General features: G+C 62.9%; 15 protein-coding genes, 1 tRNA gene and 2 rRNA genes (1 of these 18 cut by a window edge). 16 read left to right on the top strand and 2 right to left on the bottom strand.

Translation table 11 applies throughout. The features are described 5' to 3' along the window. The 3 genes from I6L39_RS06465 to I6L39_RS06455 all read left to right on the top strand — a co-directional run. A 23S ribosomal RNA gene (locus tag I6L39_RS06465) occupies positions 1-1,380 on the top strand; it begins 1,509 nt to the left of the window's first position. Between the two features lie 83 nt (positions 1,381-1,463). Further along, positions 1,464-1,578: ribosomal RNA gene (gene rrf / locus I6L39_RS06460) — 5S ribosomal RNA — on the top strand. 46 nt (positions 1,579-1,624) lie between these two features. Next, a tRNA-Thr gene (locus I6L39_RS06455) sits at positions 1,625-1,700 on the top strand. 49 nt (positions 1,701-1,749) lie between these two features. Here I6L39_RS06455 and I6L39_RS06450 read toward each other — a convergent pair. Continuing rightward, the gene (locus I6L39_RS06450; RefSeq protein ID WP_216991356.1) at positions 1,750-1,953 is read right to left on the bottom strand and encodes a hypothetical protein; all 204 of its coding nucleotides are present in this window, start codon (positions 1,951-1,953) and stop codon (positions 1,750-1,752) included. 139 nt (positions 1,954-2,092) lie between these two features. Here I6L39_RS06450 and I6L39_RS06445 point away from each other — a divergent pair, with 139 nt between their 5' ends. The 13 genes from I6L39_RS06445 to I6L39_RS06385 all read left to right on the top strand — a co-directional run bounded on the left by I6L39_RS06445 (position 2,093) and on the right by I6L39_RS06385 (position 16,206). Next, positions 2,093-3,358, top strand: coding sequence for a cytosine deaminase (locus I6L39_RS06445; RefSeq protein WP_216991355.1), 1,266 nt, complete (start codon positions 2,093-2,095; stop codon positions 3,356-3,358). Between the two features lie 90 nt (positions 3,359-3,448). Continuing rightward, complete coding sequence (gene crcB / locus I6L39_RS06440) at positions 3,449-3,826, top strand: fluoride efflux transporter CrcB (RefSeq protein WP_216991354.1); 378 nt, start codon at positions 3,449-3,451, stop codon at positions 3,824-3,826. A 65-nt stretch (positions 3,827-3,891) separates the two neighbouring features. Continuing rightward, the gene (gene ubiE, locus I6L39_RS06435; RefSeq protein ID WP_042079221.1) at positions 3,892-4,644 is read left to right on the top strand and encodes a bifunctional demethylmenaquinone methyltransferase/2-methoxy-6-polyprenyl-1,4-benzoquinol methylase UbiE; all 753 of its coding nucleotides are present in this window, start codon (positions 3,892-3,894) and stop codon (positions 4,642-4,644) included. Positions 4,645-4,652: 8 nt separating this feature from the next. Continuing rightward, positions 4,653-5,261, top strand: coding sequence for an SCP2 domain-containing protein (locus I6L39_RS06430; protein ID WP_216991353.1), 609 nt, complete (start codon positions 4,653-4,655; stop codon positions 5,259-5,261). Continuing rightward, positions 5,261-6,901: a ubiquinone biosynthesis regulatory protein kinase UbiB gene (gene ubiB / locus I6L39_RS06425; RefSeq protein WP_216991352.1), complete on the top strand. Its 1,641-nt coding sequence runs from the start codon at positions 5,261-5,263 to the stop codon at positions 6,899-6,901. Before I6L39_RS06430 ends, ubiB begins: the two co-directional genes overlap by 1 nt. A gap of 39 nt (positions 6,902-6,940) precedes the next feature. Further along, on the top strand, positions 6,941-7,192 hold the full coding sequence (gene tatA / locus I6L39_RS06420) for a Sec-independent protein translocase subunit TatA (protein ID WP_042079218.1): 252 nt from the start codon (positions 6,941-6,943) through the stop codon (positions 7,190-7,192). Positions 7,193-7,195: 3 nt separating this feature from the next. Continuing rightward, positions 7,196-7,651 carry a Sec-independent protein translocase protein TatB gene (gene tatB / locus I6L39_RS06415; protein WP_042079217.1) on the top strand — a complete coding sequence of 152 codons (456 nt, stop codon included), beginning with the start codon at positions 7,196-7,198 and terminating at the stop codon, positions 7,649-7,651. Continuing rightward, positions 7,648-8,403 carry a twin-arginine translocase subunit TatC gene (gene tatC, locus I6L39_RS06410; protein WP_042079216.1) on the top strand — a complete coding sequence of 252 codons (756 nt, stop codon included), beginning with the start codon at positions 7,648-7,650 and terminating at the stop codon, positions 8,401-8,403. The genes tatB and tatC overlap by 4 nt, the downstream gene beginning before the upstream one ends. Positions 8,404-8,514: 111 nt before the next feature. Beyond that, positions 8,515-9,300 (top strand): TatD family hydrolase, encoded by a 786-nt coding sequence (locus I6L39_RS06405; RefSeq protein WP_216991351.1) that lies wholly within the window; start codon positions 8,515-8,517, stop codon positions 9,298-9,300. 3 nt (positions 9,301-9,303) lie between these two features. Further along, positions 9,304-10,323, top strand: a complete 1,020-nt coding sequence (gene hemB / locus I6L39_RS06400) for a porphobilinogen synthase (RefSeq protein ID WP_216991350.1) — start codon at positions 9,304-9,306, stop codon at positions 10,321-10,323. Between the two features lie 219 nt (positions 10,324-10,542). Next, positions 10,543-12,585 carry an oligopeptidase A gene (gene prlC / locus I6L39_RS06395; RefSeq protein WP_216991349.1) on the top strand — a complete coding sequence of 681 codons (2,043 nt, stop codon included), beginning with the start codon at positions 10,543-10,545 and terminating at the stop codon, positions 12,583-12,585. Positions 12,586-12,828: 243 nt separating this feature from the next. After that, entirely contained in the window at positions 12,829-15,393 is a 2,565-nt protein-coding gene (locus I6L39_RS06390) for an EAL domain-containing protein (protein WP_216991348.1), read from the top strand. Between the two features lie 60 nt (positions 15,394-15,453). Beyond that, complete coding sequence (locus I6L39_RS06385) at positions 15,454-16,206, top strand: class I SAM-dependent methyltransferase (protein WP_200164957.1); 753 nt, start codon at positions 15,454-15,456, stop codon at positions 16,204-16,206. Positions 16,207-16,286: 80 nt separating this feature from the next. On the opposite strand, the gene I6L39_RS06380 is transcribed toward I6L39_RS06385, so the two are convergent. Further along, positions 16,287-16,529 carry a Rho-binding antiterminator gene (locus I6L39_RS06380; protein WP_216991347.1) on the bottom strand — a complete coding sequence of 81 codons (243 nt, stop codon included), beginning with the start codon at positions 16,527-16,529 and terminating at the stop codon, positions 16,287-16,289. Between the last annotated feature and the right edge of the window lie 28 nt (positions 16,530-16,557).

Below are 16,557 nucleotides of genomic sequence, written 5' to 3'. Positions count from 1 at the left end.
ACGAACGCACCACGGTGCGGAAGCCATTGATGCCCTGCTTCCAGGAAAAGCCTCTAAGCTTCAGATTACAAGTCATCGTACCCCAAACCGACACAGGTGGTCGGGTAGAGAATACCAAGGCGCTTGAGAGAACTCGGGTGAAGGAACTAGGCAAAATAGAACCGTAACTTCGGGAGAAGGTTCGCTCTTGTTGGTGAAGTCCCTTGCGGATGGAGCTGACGGGAGTCGCAGTGACCAGATGGCTGGGACTGTTTATCAAAAACACAGCACTCTGCAAACACGAAAGTGGACGTATAGGGTGTGACACCTGCCCGGTGCCGGAAGGTTAATTGATGGGGTTAGCGCAAGCGAAGCTCTTGATCGAAGCCCCGGTAAACGGCGGCCGTAACTATAACGGTCCTAAGGTAGCGAAATTCCTTGTCGGGTAAGTTCCGACCTGCACGAATGGTGTAACCATGGCCATGCTGTCTCCACCCGAGACTCAGTGAAATCGAATTCGCCGTGAAGATGCGGTGTACCCGCGGCTAGACGGAAAGACCCCGTGAACCTTTACTACAGCTTGGCACTGAACATTGAACCTACATGTGTAGGATAGGTGGGAGGCTTTGAAGGCGTGACGCCAGTTGCGCTGGAGCCGTCCTTGAAATACCACCCTTGTATGTTTGATGTTCTAACGCAGGGCCCTGAATCGGGCTCGCGGACAGTGCCTGGTGGGTAGTTTGACTGGGGCGGTCTCCTCCCAAAGAGTAACGGAGGAGCACGAAGGTTGGCTAATCCTGGTCGGACATCAGGAGGTTAGTGCAATGGCATAAGCCAGCTTAACTGCGAGACGGACAGGTCGAGCAGGTACGAAAGTAGGTCATAGTGATCCGGTGGTTCTGAATGGAAGGGCCATCGCTCAACGGATAAAAGGTACTCCGGGGATAACAGGCTGATACCGCCCAAGAGTTCATATCGACGGCGGTGTTTGGCACCTCGATGTCGGCTCATCACATCCTGGGGCTGAAGTCGGTCCCAAGGGTATGGCTGTTCGCCATTTAAAGTGGTACGCGAGCTGGGTTCAGAACGTCGTGAGACAGTTCGGTCCCTATCTGCCGTGGGCGTTGGATGATTGAAGGGAGTTGCTCCTAGTACGAGAGGACCGGAGTGAACGAACCTCTGGTGTTCGGGTTGTCACGCCAGTGGCACTGCCCGGTAGCTAAGTTCGGAATCGATAACCGCTGAAAGCATCTAAGCGGGAAGCGAGCCCTGAGATGAGTCATCCCTGACCCCTTGAGGGTCCTAAAGGGCCGTTGGAGACCACAACGTTGATAGGTGGGGTGTGTAAGCGCGGCGACGTGTTGAGCTAACCCATACTAATTACCCGTGAGGCTTAACCATACAACACCCAAGAAGTGTTCGAAGGCTTGTAGCAGATACCGAGAACGAACAACAAAATCAGCTTTCTTAGATTGAAGATTTTGCCTGGCGGCAATAGCGCAGTGGAACCACCTGACCCCATGCCGAACTCAGAAGTGAAACGCTGTAGCGCCGATGGTAGTGTGGCATTCGCCATGCGAGAGTAGGACACTGCCAGGCACCCAATTTCAAGATTACGCCCAGCGTGGTCTTTACCGGTTAGTGTGCTGATATGGCTCAGTCGGTAGAGCGCATCCTTGGTAAGGATGAGGTCCCCAGTTCGATTCTGGGTATCAGCACCATTAAATAAGAAAGCCTCCCAATCGGGAGGCTTTTTTGTATCCGCCTTTCTCAGTTCGCCGATATCTGCCTGGCATCCAGATAGAAACGGGGCTGTCCCGATGCCTCTATCTGGATGGCTGCCACCAGCCGCTCGTTGCGCCTGTATTCCCACAGCCGCGCTATTGGCGGCATGGCTGGCTGGTTGATGCCCAGCGTCTGCAGATACTCGTGAAACAAGCTTGCGCTGCCGATCTCGGTCAATCCTGCTTTCATCCCGGTGCACTCCTTTCCTCGTTGCCCTTGATCAAGGCTATCAGCCCCATATGTCTTCTGAGTGATCGCTTTTCTATTAAATTGATCCGAGCTAAGTTGTGGATTGGCAAAGGCAATCGGTCTTTCGAAGGGGAAAAGCATGCTGATAAAGAATGTGCGTCTGGCCGGCAAGGAGGGGACATGGCAGATCCTCTGTCAGGATGGCTTGATCCGGACCCTGGCGCCAATGAGCCAGATGCTCCTCTCGACCCGGGAGCTGGATGGGGAAGGGGGGCTGGCGATGGCCCCCTTTATCGAACCTCACATTCACCTCGATACCACCCAGACGGCGGGCGAGCCGAGCTGGAATCTCTCCGGCACCCTGTTCGAGGGGATAGAGCGCTGGGCCGAGCGCAAGGCATTGCTCACCCATGAGGATGTGAAGCGGCGCGCCATCCAGACGCTGAAGTGGCAGATTGCCAACGGCATCCAGTTCGTCCGCACCCATGTGGACGTCTCCGACCCCAACCTGGTGGCCTTGAAGGCGATGCTGGAGGTGCGAGAGGAGATGAAAGAGTGGGTGGAGCTGCAGATCGTGGCCTTCCCCCAGGAGGGGATCCTCTCCTACCCCAACGGCAAGGCGCTGCTGGAGGAGGCTCTCAAGCTGGGCGCCGACGTGATCGGCGCCATCCCCCATTTCGAGTTCACCCGGGAATATGGGGTCGAAAGTCTGCACTACGTGTTCGATCTTGCAGAGAAGTATCAGGTTCTGGTGGATGTGCACTGCGACGAGATCGATGACGAGCAGTCCCGCTTTATCGAGACCCTGGCAACCCTGGCTTACGAGCGCGGCATCGGCCATAGAGTCACCGCCAGCCACACCACCGCCATGCACTCCTACAACGGAGCCTATGCCTCCCGCCTGTTCCGGCTTCTGAGGATGGCGGACATCAACTTCGTCGCCAATCCGCTGGTGAACATCCATTTGCAGGGGCGCTTCGATACCTATCCCAAGCGCCGCGGCATCACCCGGGTGAAGGAGATGCTGGAGGCAAACATCAACGTCTGCTTCGGCCACGACGACGTGTTCGATCCCTGGTATCCCATGGGGACGGCCAACATGCTGCAGGTGCTGCACATGGGGCTGCATGTCTGCCAGCTCATGGGTTACGAGCAGATCAATGACAGCCTCAAGCTGATCAGTTGCCACAGTGCCCGCACCCTGAACGTGCAGGATCGCTACGGCATCGAAATAGGAAAACCGGCCAACCTGCTGATCCTGCCCGCGGATAACGGCTTCGATGCGGTGCGCCGCCAGGTGCCGGTGCGCTACTCCATTCGCCACGGCAAGGTGATCGCCGAAACCCGCCCGGCCCAGACGTCACTCCATCTGGCACGGAGCGAGCCGATCGACTTTCGTCGCTGAGGCGGGCCGACCGCGCCGATTAATTGCCCGGCTGTCCCCGACGGCCGGCATTTTGCATAATAGCGACCCGATACTATTGGAGCCTTTTCCATGCAAACCTGGTTATTTGTTGCGGCCGGTGGCGCCATCGGCGCCTGCCTGCGTTTTGGCATCGCCGAGCTGATGGCCTGGCTGCTGGGACGCCACTTCCCCTATGGCACCCTGGTGGTCAACGTGGTGGGCTCCTTCATCATGGGGGTGGCCTATGCCCTCATCAGCCATGGTCACGTGGTGGAACACCCGATGAAGCCGCTGCTCATGGTGGGCATCCTCGGTGCCCTGACTACCTTCTCCTCCTTCGCCCTGGATACAGTGGTGCTGGCCCAGCACGGTGCCTACGTCAAGGCGCTGCTCAATGTCGGCCTCAATCTGTTCCTCTGCCTGGCCATGGTCGTGCTGGGGATGCAATTGGTGGCGAGCCGGGTTTGAGGTGTCCGGACGCTGGCGGCTCTGGTAAACTGGCGGCCATTCTTTGCTCTATGGGTATTTGAGGGATGTCGGAACAGACTAGTACTACGCATTTTGGCTATAAAACCGTGGCCGCGACCGAGAAGGAAACCCTGGTCGCCGGTGTCTTCCATTCGGTGGCAGCCAAGTATGATCTGATGAACGATCTGATGTCGTTCGGCATTCACCGCCTGTGGAAGCGTTTCACCATCGACTGTTCCGGCGTGCGCAAGGGCCAGAAAGTGCTGGATCTGGCCGGCGGCACCGGCGATCTGACCGCCAAGTTCTCCCGCATCGTGGGCGAGACCGGTCAGGTGGTACTGGCAGACATCAACGACTCCATGCTCAAGGTGGGTCGCGACAAGCTGCGCAACCTGGGGGTGGCCAACAATGTCTCCTATGTGCAGGCCAATGCCGAGGCGCTCCCCTTCCCGGACAACCACTTCGACGTCATCACCATCGGCTTCGGCCTTCGCAACGTCACCGACAAGGACAAGGCGCTCGCCTCCATGTTTCGGGTACTCAAGCCGGGCGGTCGCCTGCTGGTGCTGGAGTTCTCCAAGCCGGAGAGCGAAGTGATCGCCAAGCTCTATGATCTCTACTCCTTCAAATTGCTGCCGAAAATGGGCGAAATCGTCGCGAATGACGGGGAAAGCTACCAGTATCTGGCAGAGTCCATCCGCATGCACCCGGATCAGCAGACCCTGGCGGGTATGATGGAGCAGGTCGGGTTCGAGCAGGTGGAGTTCTACAACCTGACCCAGGGTGTGGTCGCCCTGCACCGCGGTTACAAGTTTTAAGGTCGCCTATGCCGATGGATGCCATGGTCACCGCGGTGATCGAAACCAGCCTCAACCAGTTGCTATTCCTCGACAAGCGGAGTCCGGAGCGGCTGCGCAAACTGGCGGGCAGGGTGCTCAAGCTGGAGCTGCGCGAGCTCAAGCCGCTCTGGTTTGTCTTCTCCGAGCGCCGGCTGGATGTGCTGGCCCGTTATGAGGGGGAGGCCGATGCGGTCCTGAGCCTGTCGCTCACCGCTCTCGGTCTGCTCAAGGACCCGTCTGCCCTGACTCGCTACATTCGCGAGGAGAAGCTGGATCTGAGCGGCGATCCCCAGCTGGTGCAGGCGTTCAGCACCCTGCTGGGGGAGCTGGACATCGACTGGGAAGAGGAGCTCTCCCGCTACACCGGCGACGTGCTGGCCCACACCCTGTGTGGCGGTGCCCGTCAGGCCCGCCGTCTGGTGGGGCGCGAGCTGTGCCGCAGCCAGCGACAGCTGGCGGAATACCTGACCGAGGAGGCGCGACTCGCCCCCGGCCCGCTGGAAGTGGCAAGCTTCAACGACGACGTCGAGGTGCTGGCCCAGCAGATGAAGGCGGTCGAGTTGCGGCTGGCCCGCCTCGAGCAACAGGTGAGCTGATGACCCCGAAGGAGTTCAAACGCCTCTATCGCATCGTCAGCATCCTGCTGGAGCAGGGCATCGACGAGCTGGTGCCTGCCCGCTACCAGCCCTGGTCGGGCCGTCTGGCCCGTCGCAGCCTGTTCTGGCTCAAGAACAAGCAGCCGGACCTCAGCCGTGGTGCCCGCATCCGCCTCGCTTTCGAGGCCCTGGGCCCCATCTTCATCAAATTCGGCCAGATGCTCTCTACCCGCCGCGATCTGCTGCCACCGGACATCGCCGAGGAGCTGGCGCTGCTGCAGGACAGGGTGCCCCCCTTCTGTGGCCAGGCTGCCCGTCGCCAGATAGAGGCGAGCCTGGGATGCCCCATCGAGACCCTGTTCGATGACTTCGACGAGACGCCGCTGGCGTCGGCCTCCATCGCCCAGGTGCACACCGCCCGGCTGAAGGAAAATGGCCGCGAGATCGTCATCAAGGTGATCCGCCCCGACATCGAGCCCGTCATCGACGCCGACCTGCGCCTGATGCAGGCTCTGGCCCGCCTGGTGGCCCGTTTCGTGCCCCAGAGCGCCCGGCTGCGTCCCGTCGAGGTGGTGGAGGAGTATCGCAAGACCATCCTCGACGAGCTGAACCTGATGCGGGAGGCGGCCAACGCCATCCAGCTGCGCCGCAACTTCACCGGCTCGGAGGCGCTCTATGTGCCCGAGGTGTACACGGATCACTGCCGTGAACAGGTGCTGGTGATGGAGCGCATCTACGGCATCCCGGTGTCCGACATCGAAGCCCTCGAGGCGAATGGTACCAATATGAAGCTGCTGGCGGAGCGCGGCGTGGAGGTCTTCTTCACCCAGGTGTTTCGCGACAGCTTCTTCCACGCCGACATGCACCCGGGCAACATCTTCGTCTCCTATGAACACCCTGAAAACCCGCTCTGGATCGGCATTGACTGCGGCATCGTCGGCACCCTGAACCGGGAAGACAAGCGCTACCTGGCGGAGAACTTCCTCGCCTTCTTCAACCGAGACTACCAGCGGGTCGCCCAGCTGCACGTGGAGTCAGGCTGGGTGCCGCCCGATACCAAGGTGGACGAGTTCGAGTTCGCCATCCGCACCGTGCTGGAGCCCATCTTCGAGAAGCCGCTCTCCGAGATCTCCTTCGGCCACGTGCTGCTGAACCTGTTCAACACCGCCCGCCGCTTCAACATGCAGGTACAGCCGCAGTTGGTGCTGCTGCAGAAGACCCTGCTCTATGTGGAGGGGCTGGGGCGCCAGCTCTATCCCCAGCTGGACTTGTGGCAGACCGCCAAGCCCTATCTGGAAAACTGGATGCACCAGCAGGTCGGCCCCAAGGCGGTGTGGAATGCCATCAGGGAGAAGGCGCCGTTCTGGGCGGAGAAGCTGCCGGAGCTGCCGGAGCTGGTCTACGAGACCCTGCGCCAGGCCCGTCACCAGCAGCATCACTTCGACCAGATGTTCGCCGATTTCCGTCGCCACAGCCGTCGCCAGGGGCAGGCCCGCTACCTCTTAGGGGTTGGAGCCAGCCTGCTGCTCGCGGGTGTATTCTTGCTGACCCAGAAACAACACATTGAGTGGGGACAAATCAGCCTCGCCGGCGCCGGGTTATGCTGGCTGCTGGGTTGGTTGCGAGCCCGTTCCCATTAAACACACTGCGCCATCGGGCGCCTATCCGGAGAGAAAGTCATGGGTGGTATCAGTATTTGGCAGTTGTTGATCATCGCAGTCATCGTCGTGCTGTTGTTCGGCACCAAGAAGTTGCGCGGTATCGGCGGCGATCTGGGCGCGGCGGTCAAGGGGTTCAAGAAGGCGCTGTCCGATGAGCCGGGCGAGGTGAAGCCGGAGCAGAAGGACGCCGAGTTCCCGCCGAAGCAGCTCAACGAAACGGCCAGCCAGAGCGGCGATCCCGCCAAGCAGAAAGACAAAGACCAGGCCTAAGCCATGTTCGACATCGGTTTTTGGGAGCTGGTCGTCATCGGCGTGGTGGCGCTGGTTGTGCTGGGGCCGGAGCGGCTGCCGGTCGCGATCCGCACCGCCAGCCACTGGATCAGGCTGATCCGCAGCACCGCCAACTCGGTCAAGAGCGAGCTGGAGCAGGAGCTCAAGCTGCAGGAGCTGCACAACGATCTGAAGAAGGCGGAGCGGTTGCAGATGAACAACCTGAGCCCAGAGCTGCAGGAGTCCATCGAACAGCTCAAGGCGGCGGCCCAGTCGGTGAATCGCCCCTATCAGGGGGAGAACGAGATCCGTCCGCCTCAGGAGCCTGCCCCTCAGGCTGAGCCGGCTACCCCGGTCGCAGTGCCCGCGACCCCAGAGGTGCCACCGGTCAACAGCCAGCGAGAGAGGGCACCTGAGACCGCCAGCGAGTCCGCGGCCAAAGGGGAGGTGAAGCCATGAGCCAGGCCGAGCAACCCCTCATCAGCCATCTGGTGGAGCTGAGAACCCGTCTGCTGCGGTCGGTCGTGGCCATACTGCTGGTGTTCATCGCGCTGATCTACTTCTCCAACGACATCTACGACTTCGTGGCCCAGCCGCTGCTCAGCCAGCTGCCGGCAGGCACCAGCATGATAGCGACGGATGTGGCGACCCCCTTCATCACGCCCATCAAGCTGACCCTGATGGTCTCCTTCTTCGTGGCGATCCCCTATCTGCTCTATCAGGCCTGGGCCTTCATCGCCCCCGGTCTGTACCAGCACGAGCGCCGTCTGATCCTGCCCCTGGTGGCCTCCAGTGCGGTGCTCTTCTACGCGGGGATGGCGTTCGCCTACTACGTGGTGTTCCCCCTGGTGTTCGGCTTCTTCACCAGTACCGCCCCCGCCGGGGTGACGGTGGCGACCGACATCGCGAGCTACCTGGACTTCGTGCTGACCCTGTTCTTCGCGTTTGGGGTGGCGTTCGAGATCCCGGTGGCCACCATACTGCTGTGTTGGACCGGGATCACCACCCCCAAGAGCCTGAAGGAGAAGCGCCCCTACGTCATCGTCGGGGTCTTCGTGGTCGGCATGCTGTTGACGCCGCCGGATGTCTTCTCCCAGACCCTGCTCGCGATCCCCATGTGGGGCCTATGGGAGATAGGCCTGTTCTTCGCCCGCTTCTACGTGAAGAAAGAAGATGAGCAGGATCAGGAACAACCGGAAGAGGGGAGCTGAGGCTCCCTTCCTCTTTTCATGCCCCCCTTCGAGGCGTATGGTAAGGCCCCATCGAGTAGATGGTTTTCAAATACCTGATATGCATCTCTTTTGTTCGGAACCCATGAGCCCATGATCGACATCGGTTTGAACCTGACCAGCAGCCAGTTTGCCGGCGAGCAGGCCGACCTGGTGGCCCGCGCCCGTGCCGCCGGGGTGGAGGCGCTGATCCTGACCGGCACCGATCTGGTCGGCAGCCGGGAGAGCGCCACGCTTGCCGCCCGCTGGCCGGGCTACTGCTTCTCCACCGCCGGGGTGCATCCCCACGATGCCAAGGGCGTCGATGAGGCCACCCTGCCCGCCTTGCGCGAGCTGGCGGCCCTGCCCCAGGTGGTGGCCATCGGCGAGTGTGGTCTCGACTACAACCGCGACTTCTCCCCCCGTCCGGTGCAGGACGCGGTGTTCGACGCCCAGCTGGCCCTGGCCGCCGAGCTCGGGATGCCGGTTTTCCTGCACTGCCGGGACGCCCACGCCCGTTTCGTCGAGATCCTGCGTCCCTGGCTGCCCCGCCTGCCGGGGGCCGTGCTGCACTGCTTCACCGGCACCGACGCCGAGCTGGACCAGTGCCTGGCGCTCGGGCTGCACATCGGGGTAACCGGCTGGCTCTGTGACGAGCGCCGTGGCCAGCTGCTGCGCGAGCAGGTGGCCCGCATCCCGGCCGGACGCCTGATGATAGAGACGGACGCCCCCTATCTGGTGCCGCGGGATCTAAAGCCCAGGCCCAAACGCAACGAACCCGCTTTCTTGCCGCACATCGCCCAGGTGGTGGCGGCCTGCCGTGGTGAAGCGCCCGAGGCCTTGCTGGCCCATACCCGGGCCACCTCCGCCGCATTCTTCCAACTTCCGCTTTTGGAGTGATTCATGGCCACAACTCTTCCGGGGGCCTTCCCGGGCCGTCGTCTGCGCCGGGTGCGCAAACATGATTTCAGCCGCCGTCTGGTGCGCGAGCATACGCTGACCGTCGACGATCTCATCTATCCGGTGTTCGTGCTGGAGGGGGAAGGGCAGCGTGAGGCCGTCGCCTCCATGCCTGGGGTGGATCGCCTCTCCATCGATCTGCTGCTGGAGGAGGCCGCCGAACTGGTGGCCCTCGGCGTGCCAGCGGTGGCCCTGTTCCCGGTGACACCGCTGGCGCGCAAGAGCCTGATGGCGGAAGAGGCCTACAACCCGGATGCCCTGGCCCAGCGGGCCACCCGTGCCCTCAAGGCCCGCTTCCCCGAGCTCGGGGTCATCACGGACGTGGCGCTGGATCCCTTCACCACCCACGGTCAGGACGGCATCATCGACGATGAAGGCTATGTGATGAACGACATCACCACCGAGATCCTGGTGAAGCAGGCGCTTTCCCACGCCGCTGCGGGTGCCGACATCGTCGCGCCGTCCGACATGATGGACGGTCGTATCGGTGCCATCCGGGCTGCGCTGGAGGAGAACGGCTTCGTCAACGTCCAGATCATGGCCTACTCCGCCAAGTACGCCTCCCACTACTACGGCCCGTTCCGCGATGCCGTGGGCTCCGCCGCCAACCTCGGCAAGAGCAACAAGGCCACCTACCAGATGGACCCGGGCAACGGCGACGAGGCCCTGCACGAGGTGGCCCTCGACATCGCCGAAGGGGCCGACAGCGTCATGGTCAAGCCGGGCATGCCCTATCTGGACGTGATCCGCCGGGTCAAGGATCAGTTCGGGGTGCCCACCTTCGCCTATCAGGTGAGCGGCGAGTACGCCATGCACATGGCCGCCATCCAGAACGGCTGGCTGAAGGAGAGGGAGTGCGTGCTGGAGTCCCTGCTCTGCTTCAAGCGGGCCGGTGCCGACGGCATCCTCACCTACTTCGCCAAGCGGGTCGCCCAGTGGTTGCTGGAAGACGCCCGGCGCTGATCATGTGGCGTGACTGAGCGGACAATGCCGGCCCCGGGGCCGGCATTGTCGTCTCTGGCGGACGAGTAGGTGATTTTGTGAGCGGTTTTCCTCAAAAAGTGGGCAAGAGCCCGTCTCTTGGCGGCAAAGGCTTGATAAATGGGGTTTCTGCCTACATCTTAGATGGTCCAAGCAAGCTTCTGGACGGCAGGGGCTGCAGAGCATTTAGAGGTACCGCAGATGACTAACCCTTTGCTGACAATGGACTCGCTGCCTCCCTTCAGCCAGATCCAGCCCGATCAGGTGCAACCTGCCGTGACGCAGGCCATCGCCGATTGCAAACAGAAGATTGAGGACGTGCTGGCCCAGAAGGAACCCCACACCTGGGACAGCCTGATCGCGCCGCTGGAAGAGGTCAATGACCGCCTCTCCCGGATCTGGTCGCCCGTCAGCCACCTCAACGCCGTACTCAACAGCGAGGCGCTGCGGGCGGCTCACGACGCCTGCCTGCCACTGCTCTCCGAATTCCAGACCTATGTCGGCCAGCATGAAGGCCTCTATCAGGCCTATCTGGCGCTGTCCGAGAGCGACGACTTCCCCCGGCTGGACGATGCCCAGCGCAAGGAGATCCAGAACACCCTGCGCGACTTCCGCCTCTCCGGCATCGGTCTGCCCGCCGAGGCGCAGCAGCGCTACGGCGAGATCCAGGCCCGCCTCTCCGAGCTGGCCTCCCGGTTCAGCAACAACGTGCTGGACGCGACCCAGGGCTGGAGCAAGCTGGTGACCGACGAGGCCGAACTGGCCGGGTTGCCGCAGAGCGCACAGGCCGCCGCCCGCCAGTTGGCCGAACTGAAGGGCAAGGAGGGGTGGCTGTTCACCCTGGACATCCCCTCCTACCTGCCGGTCATGATGTACGCCGACAACCGCGCCCTGCGCGCCGAGCTGTACGAGGCCTTCACCACCCGCGCCTCCGACCAGGGGCCGAACGCCGGCAAGTGGGACAACTCCGCCATCATGACCGAGCTGCTCGCCCTGCGTCGCGAGCTGGCCCGGCTGCTGGGCTTTGCCAACTATGCCGAGCTGTCGCTCGCCACCAAGATGGCGGACAAGCCCGAGCAGGTGGTGACCTTCCTCACGGATCTCGCGGCCAAGTCCCTGCCGCAAGGCAAGGCGGAGCTCGAAGAGATCCGCGCCTTCGCCGCCGAACAGCACGGTCAGACCGAGCTGGCGGCCTGGGATCTCGCCTATTACGCCGAGAAGCTCAAGCAGCACAAGTTCGCCATCTCCGACGAGCAGCTGCGCCCCTACTTCCCCGCCGGCAAGGTGGTGAAGGGGCTGTTCGAGGTGGTCAGGCGGGTGTTCGGCATGAAGGTGCGCGAGCGCCTCGGTATCGACACCTGGCACCCGGACGTGCGCTTCTACGACATCTTCGACGCCGATGACGAGCTGCGCGGCAGCTTCTACCTCGATCTCTACGCCCGCGAGCACAAGCAGGGTGGCGCCTGGATGGACGTCTGCCTCGGCCGCCGCTACCGTCAGGACGGCTCGCTGCAAAAGCCGGTGGCCTACCTGACCTGCAACTTCAACGGCCCCGTGGATGGCAAGCCGGCCCTGTTCACCCACAACGAGGTGGTGACCCTGTTCCACGAGTTCGGCCACGGCATTCACCACATGCTGACCCGGGTCGACGTGGCCGGGGTGGCCGGCATCAACGGCGTGGCCTGGGACGCGGTGGAGCTGCCGAGCCAGTTCCTCGAGAACTGGTGCTGGGAGTCCGAGGCCCTGGCCTTCATCTCCGGTCATCACGAGACCGGCGAGCCGCTGCCCGCGGATCTGCTGGAGAAGATGATGACGGCCCGCAACTTCCAGGCGGCCATGCAGATGCTGCGCCAGCTGGAGTTCGCCCTGTTCGACTTCCGCCTGCACCAGGAGTTTGACCCGGCCAGCCCGGACCAGATCCCGGCGCTGCTGGCACAGGTGCGCAGCCAGGTGGCGGTGATGACGCCCCCCGCGTTCAACCGCTTCCAGCACAGCTTCTCCCACATCTTCGCCGGTGGCTATGCGGCGGGCTACTACAGCTACAAGTGGGCCGAGGTGCTCTCCGCCGACGCCTTCTCCCGCTTCGAGGAGGAGGGGATCTTCAACCCGGTCACCGGCCAGTCCTTCCTGAAGCACATTCTCGAGAAGGGGGGCTCGAAGGAGCCGATGGAGCTGTTCCGCGCCTTCCGTGGCCGCGAGCCCCAGGTGGATGCCCTGCTGCGCCACAGCGGCATCGCGGCCTGAGTGGCCTTCAGCTTGCCGGACGGGGCAGGGGCGGCGGGCCCCTGCTGCCCGCCGATCCGGTGAGTTTCAAGCAGGTACATATTTGCGGCATAGTGGGATCAAAACGTGATTTTTGAGAGAAAAAGGGACCTTTTGGTCCCTTTTCCCAAGGCTTTTTAATATCTTGCAGAGTGCATGTTTGCACTGTCCCCGCCTCTTCAGTAGAGTCGGGTTCTACCTTGCCGGGAGAGAAAGAACCTTGCCATGAGGCGAGCACTCGAGTCTGTCTATCAAATCATCTCCAGCCTGTCTCATTCGAGTGGTCAGGGATATTTCGATACCTTTGTGAGTGAAATCGCCAACGCGGTCGGGGCTGACTTCGTCCTGGTGTCGGGCAAGGATCAGGCCGGGTTGTTTTTTACCGTGCACGCCGCCTATCCCGCCTCCCTCGACATCAACTCCTACAGCTTTCCCCTCGCCAGCACCCCGGGCGAAATTGCCATGCAACAGGGGGAGGCCTGGTTTTGCGATCGCACCCGGCAGCTCTTCCCCCACGCGGCCGTGCTGGAACGCTGCGAGGTCAGGGCTTATGCCGGCATCGCGCTGAAGAGCGCCGAAGGGGAGACCATAGGGCTGTGCAGCGTCATGTTCAAACGGGCCATGCCCAGGATGGACAAGATCATGGGGCTGCTGCGCCTGCTGGCCCCCCTCGCCGGTCGCGAGCTGGCGCTGATGTATCAGCAGGAACGCCAGTGCGGGCCGGCCCAGGCGGACAACCCGGACCATCCCCACTTCCTGGACACCATGATGTCCCACGCCCCCGTGGGGATCGGCAAGCTGGATCTGGCGGGGCATATCCTCTGGGTCAACCCGGCCATCGAGAAGATGCTGGGCTACAGCCAGGAGGAGCTGCTGCGGCTCACGGTCGCCGAGATCAACCACCCGGACGACTGGCGGACCAGCATTCCGCTCTACGACGCCCTCAAGCGGGGAGAGCGTCCCGCGTTTACCCAGGAGAAGCGCTACCTGCACCGGGATGGTTCCGTGCTCTGGGGGCGGGTGACGGTGACCCTGATCCGCAACGAGCAGATGCATCCCGACTATCTCATGGTGGTGCTGGAGAACATCGACCCCATCCGACGCCATGCCGAGCAGCTCAAGCTCTCCCACCGGGTCTATGACAACCTCTCCGAAGCCATACTGGTGTGCGACGCCGACAGCCGCATCATCTCGGTGAACCCGGCGTTCGAGAAGATCACCGGCTACAGCGAGGAGGAGGCCTGCGGCCAGCGGCCCAGCATGCTCAAGTCCGGGCTGCACGATCAGACCTTCTACGCGGACATGTACCACGCCCTGGAGCGGGTGGGGATCTGGCGCGGCGAGGTGTGGAACAAGCGCAAGAACGGCAAGCTCTATCCCCAGCAACTGATGATCAGCGCCGTGCGGGAAGGGGGCAGGATCAGCCAGTACATCGCCATCTTCAGCGATCTCTCCCAGACCAAGCTGGCGGAGCAGAAGATCGCGGCCCAGGCGAACTACGACAACCTCACCGGGCTGCCGAACCGCTGGCTGTTCGGCCGTTGCCTCACCCGCTTCTGCGAGCGGGGAGAGCGCTTCGCCCTGATGGTGCTGGATCTCAACAACTTCAAGGCGGTCAACAACAGCATGGATCACCACGTCGGTGACGCTCTGCTGAAGGAGGTGTCGGATCGGCTGGTGAGCCGGGTGCGCACCGAGGATCTGGTGGCCCGCATCGGGGGCGACGAGTTTGCCTTCCTGGTGCCCGGCATCGTCAACCGGCGCCAGGCTGAGGTGTTTGCCAAGCAGGTGATCGGCGGCTTCGCCCGCCCCTTCATGCTGGCCAACCAGCACCTCTATGTGACGGCCACCATGGGCATCACCCTCTGCCCCAACGACGGCGGCGACAGCGACGAGCTGCTGCGCAATGCCGAGCAGGCACTGTTCGTCGCCAAGCGGCATGGCCGTCCCCTGGGCACCTACAACGCCTCCATGCGGGAAGAGGTGAGCCAGCGCCACCAGATGCAGCGCGATCTGGCGGAGGCCATCAAGCTGGGGCAGCTGACCATGGCCTACCAGCCCATCTGGGACAATCGCAGCGGCCGGGTCGCCAAGCTGGAGGCCCTGGTGCGCTGGTACCACCCCCACTGGGGTCAGGTCTCGCCGGCGGACTTCATTCCGCTGGCGGAGGAGGCGGGGCTCATCCAGGGGCTGGGGGCCCTGGTGTTGTGGCAGTCGTGCCGGGATCTGGCGCGGTTGCAGCAGTCCGGTTTCCCGGATCTGCAGATGTCCATCAATCGCTCCACCCTGGAGTTCCAGACGATCGATCCGGAGGCGAACGAGTGGCTCAGGGTGATCCGTCACTTCAACCTGGACCCGGCGGACATCATCATCGAAATCACCGAGTCCCTGCTGATGGAGACCAGCGATCAGCACAGGGTGCGGATCGATGCCCTGCGCGAGGCGGGCTGCAAGCTGGCCATCGACGACTTCGGCACCGGCTACTCGGCCCTCAACTACCTGCGCACCTTCCCGGTGGATCTGGTGAAGATCGACCGCTCCTTCGTGCGCCACATCCCCTTCAACGAGCAGGACAGGCTGCTGCTCGACGGCATCATCAACATAGTGCACAACCTCGGCATGCAGGTGGTGATCGAGGGGGTGGAGACCCGCGAGCAGCTGAACTTCCTCTGCCTGAAGGGCTGTGCCTTCACCCAGGGCTACCTGCTCAGCCGTCCGCTGCCCTATGACGATCTGGTGGAGTACCTGGGCCTCAACCGTCAGGGGATGAACCTGACCACGGTGAGCTGATCTCCCGCTTCTGCTATCATGCCGGCTCCTGCGCCGTGATGAGTCCGTGTTATGCCCCATATTCAGGTTTTCAGTGAAGTCCCCGCCCGTGATGGCGAGCTCGACGCCCTGCGGCTGCGGCTGGCCGGGGTGGAGTTTCCGGCCCCCTTCGCGCTGGTGCTGACCGAGGCACGGCTGGAGCTGCGCAAGCTGGACGAGCCCAAGCTGGGGGCCGTCTATGTGGACTTCATCGAAGGGGCTGTGGCCCATCGCCGCAAGTTCGGCGGGGGGCGCGGCCAGTCCATTGCCAAGGCGGTGGGGCTGAAGTCGGGGGCCATGCCGACCGTGGTGGACGCCACCGCTGGGCTCGGCCGTGACGCCTTCGTGCTCGCCTCCCTCGGCTGCAGGGTGACCCTGATCGAGCGCAGCCCCGTGGTGGCGGCCCTGCTGCAGGACGGCCTGGCGCGGGCGGGCCAGGATCCCGAGATAGGCCCCTGGGTGCGCGAGCGGATGCAGCTGCTGCACGGGCCGGCGGTGGAGACCCTGCTGGCGCTGACCGAACGGCCCGACGTCATCTACCTGGATCCCATGTTCCCCCACAAGCAGAAGTCGGCCCTGGTGAAGAAGGAGATGCGGGTGTTCCAGTCCCTGGTGGGGGCGGATCTGGACGCCGACGCCCTGCTGCCGGCGGCGCTCAGGATGGCGGAGAAACGGGTGGTGGTGAAGCGGCCGGACTATGCGGGCTGGCTCAACGAGCAGAAGCCGAGCATGGCCATCGAGACCAAGAGCAACCGCTTCGACGTCTATGTGATGGCGGCGCTGGCGGCAGGCTGATTCGAGCGCGCTTGAGTCAAGGTGTCAGATAGCAAGAGGGCCCGCGCTGCGGGCCCTCTTTCGTTGTTCGCACTCGGCGGCTAGAAGCGGATCCGCTTCTCTTCCCCCTGCCAGAGCAGCTCCAGACTCGCCAGATCCGCCAGGCTGAGGTGCTCGCCGCCTTGCAATAGCAGGTACTCGACGCCTTCTCTGGCCTCGATGGTGCGGATCCTGTCTGCCCACAGGCGGCCGTCCCGACCGGTGAGGGTGACCGGCAGCTGCCAGCGGGCGGCGATCTCGAGCCAGTCATAGAGGTCGCAACTGATGGGTTGATACCCTGTCATGGTGCTTCTCCTACCTCGGCCCCAGGCC

Source organism: Aeromonas sp. FDAARGOS 1409, from assembly GCF_019048705.1.
GTDB lineage: Bacteria > Pseudomonadota > Gammaproteobacteria > Enterobacterales > Aeromonadaceae > Aeromonas > Aeromonas sanarellii.
The sequence above is the reverse complement of the archived record's forward strand: the minus strand, read 5'-3'. Positions and strand labels throughout refer to the sequence as shown.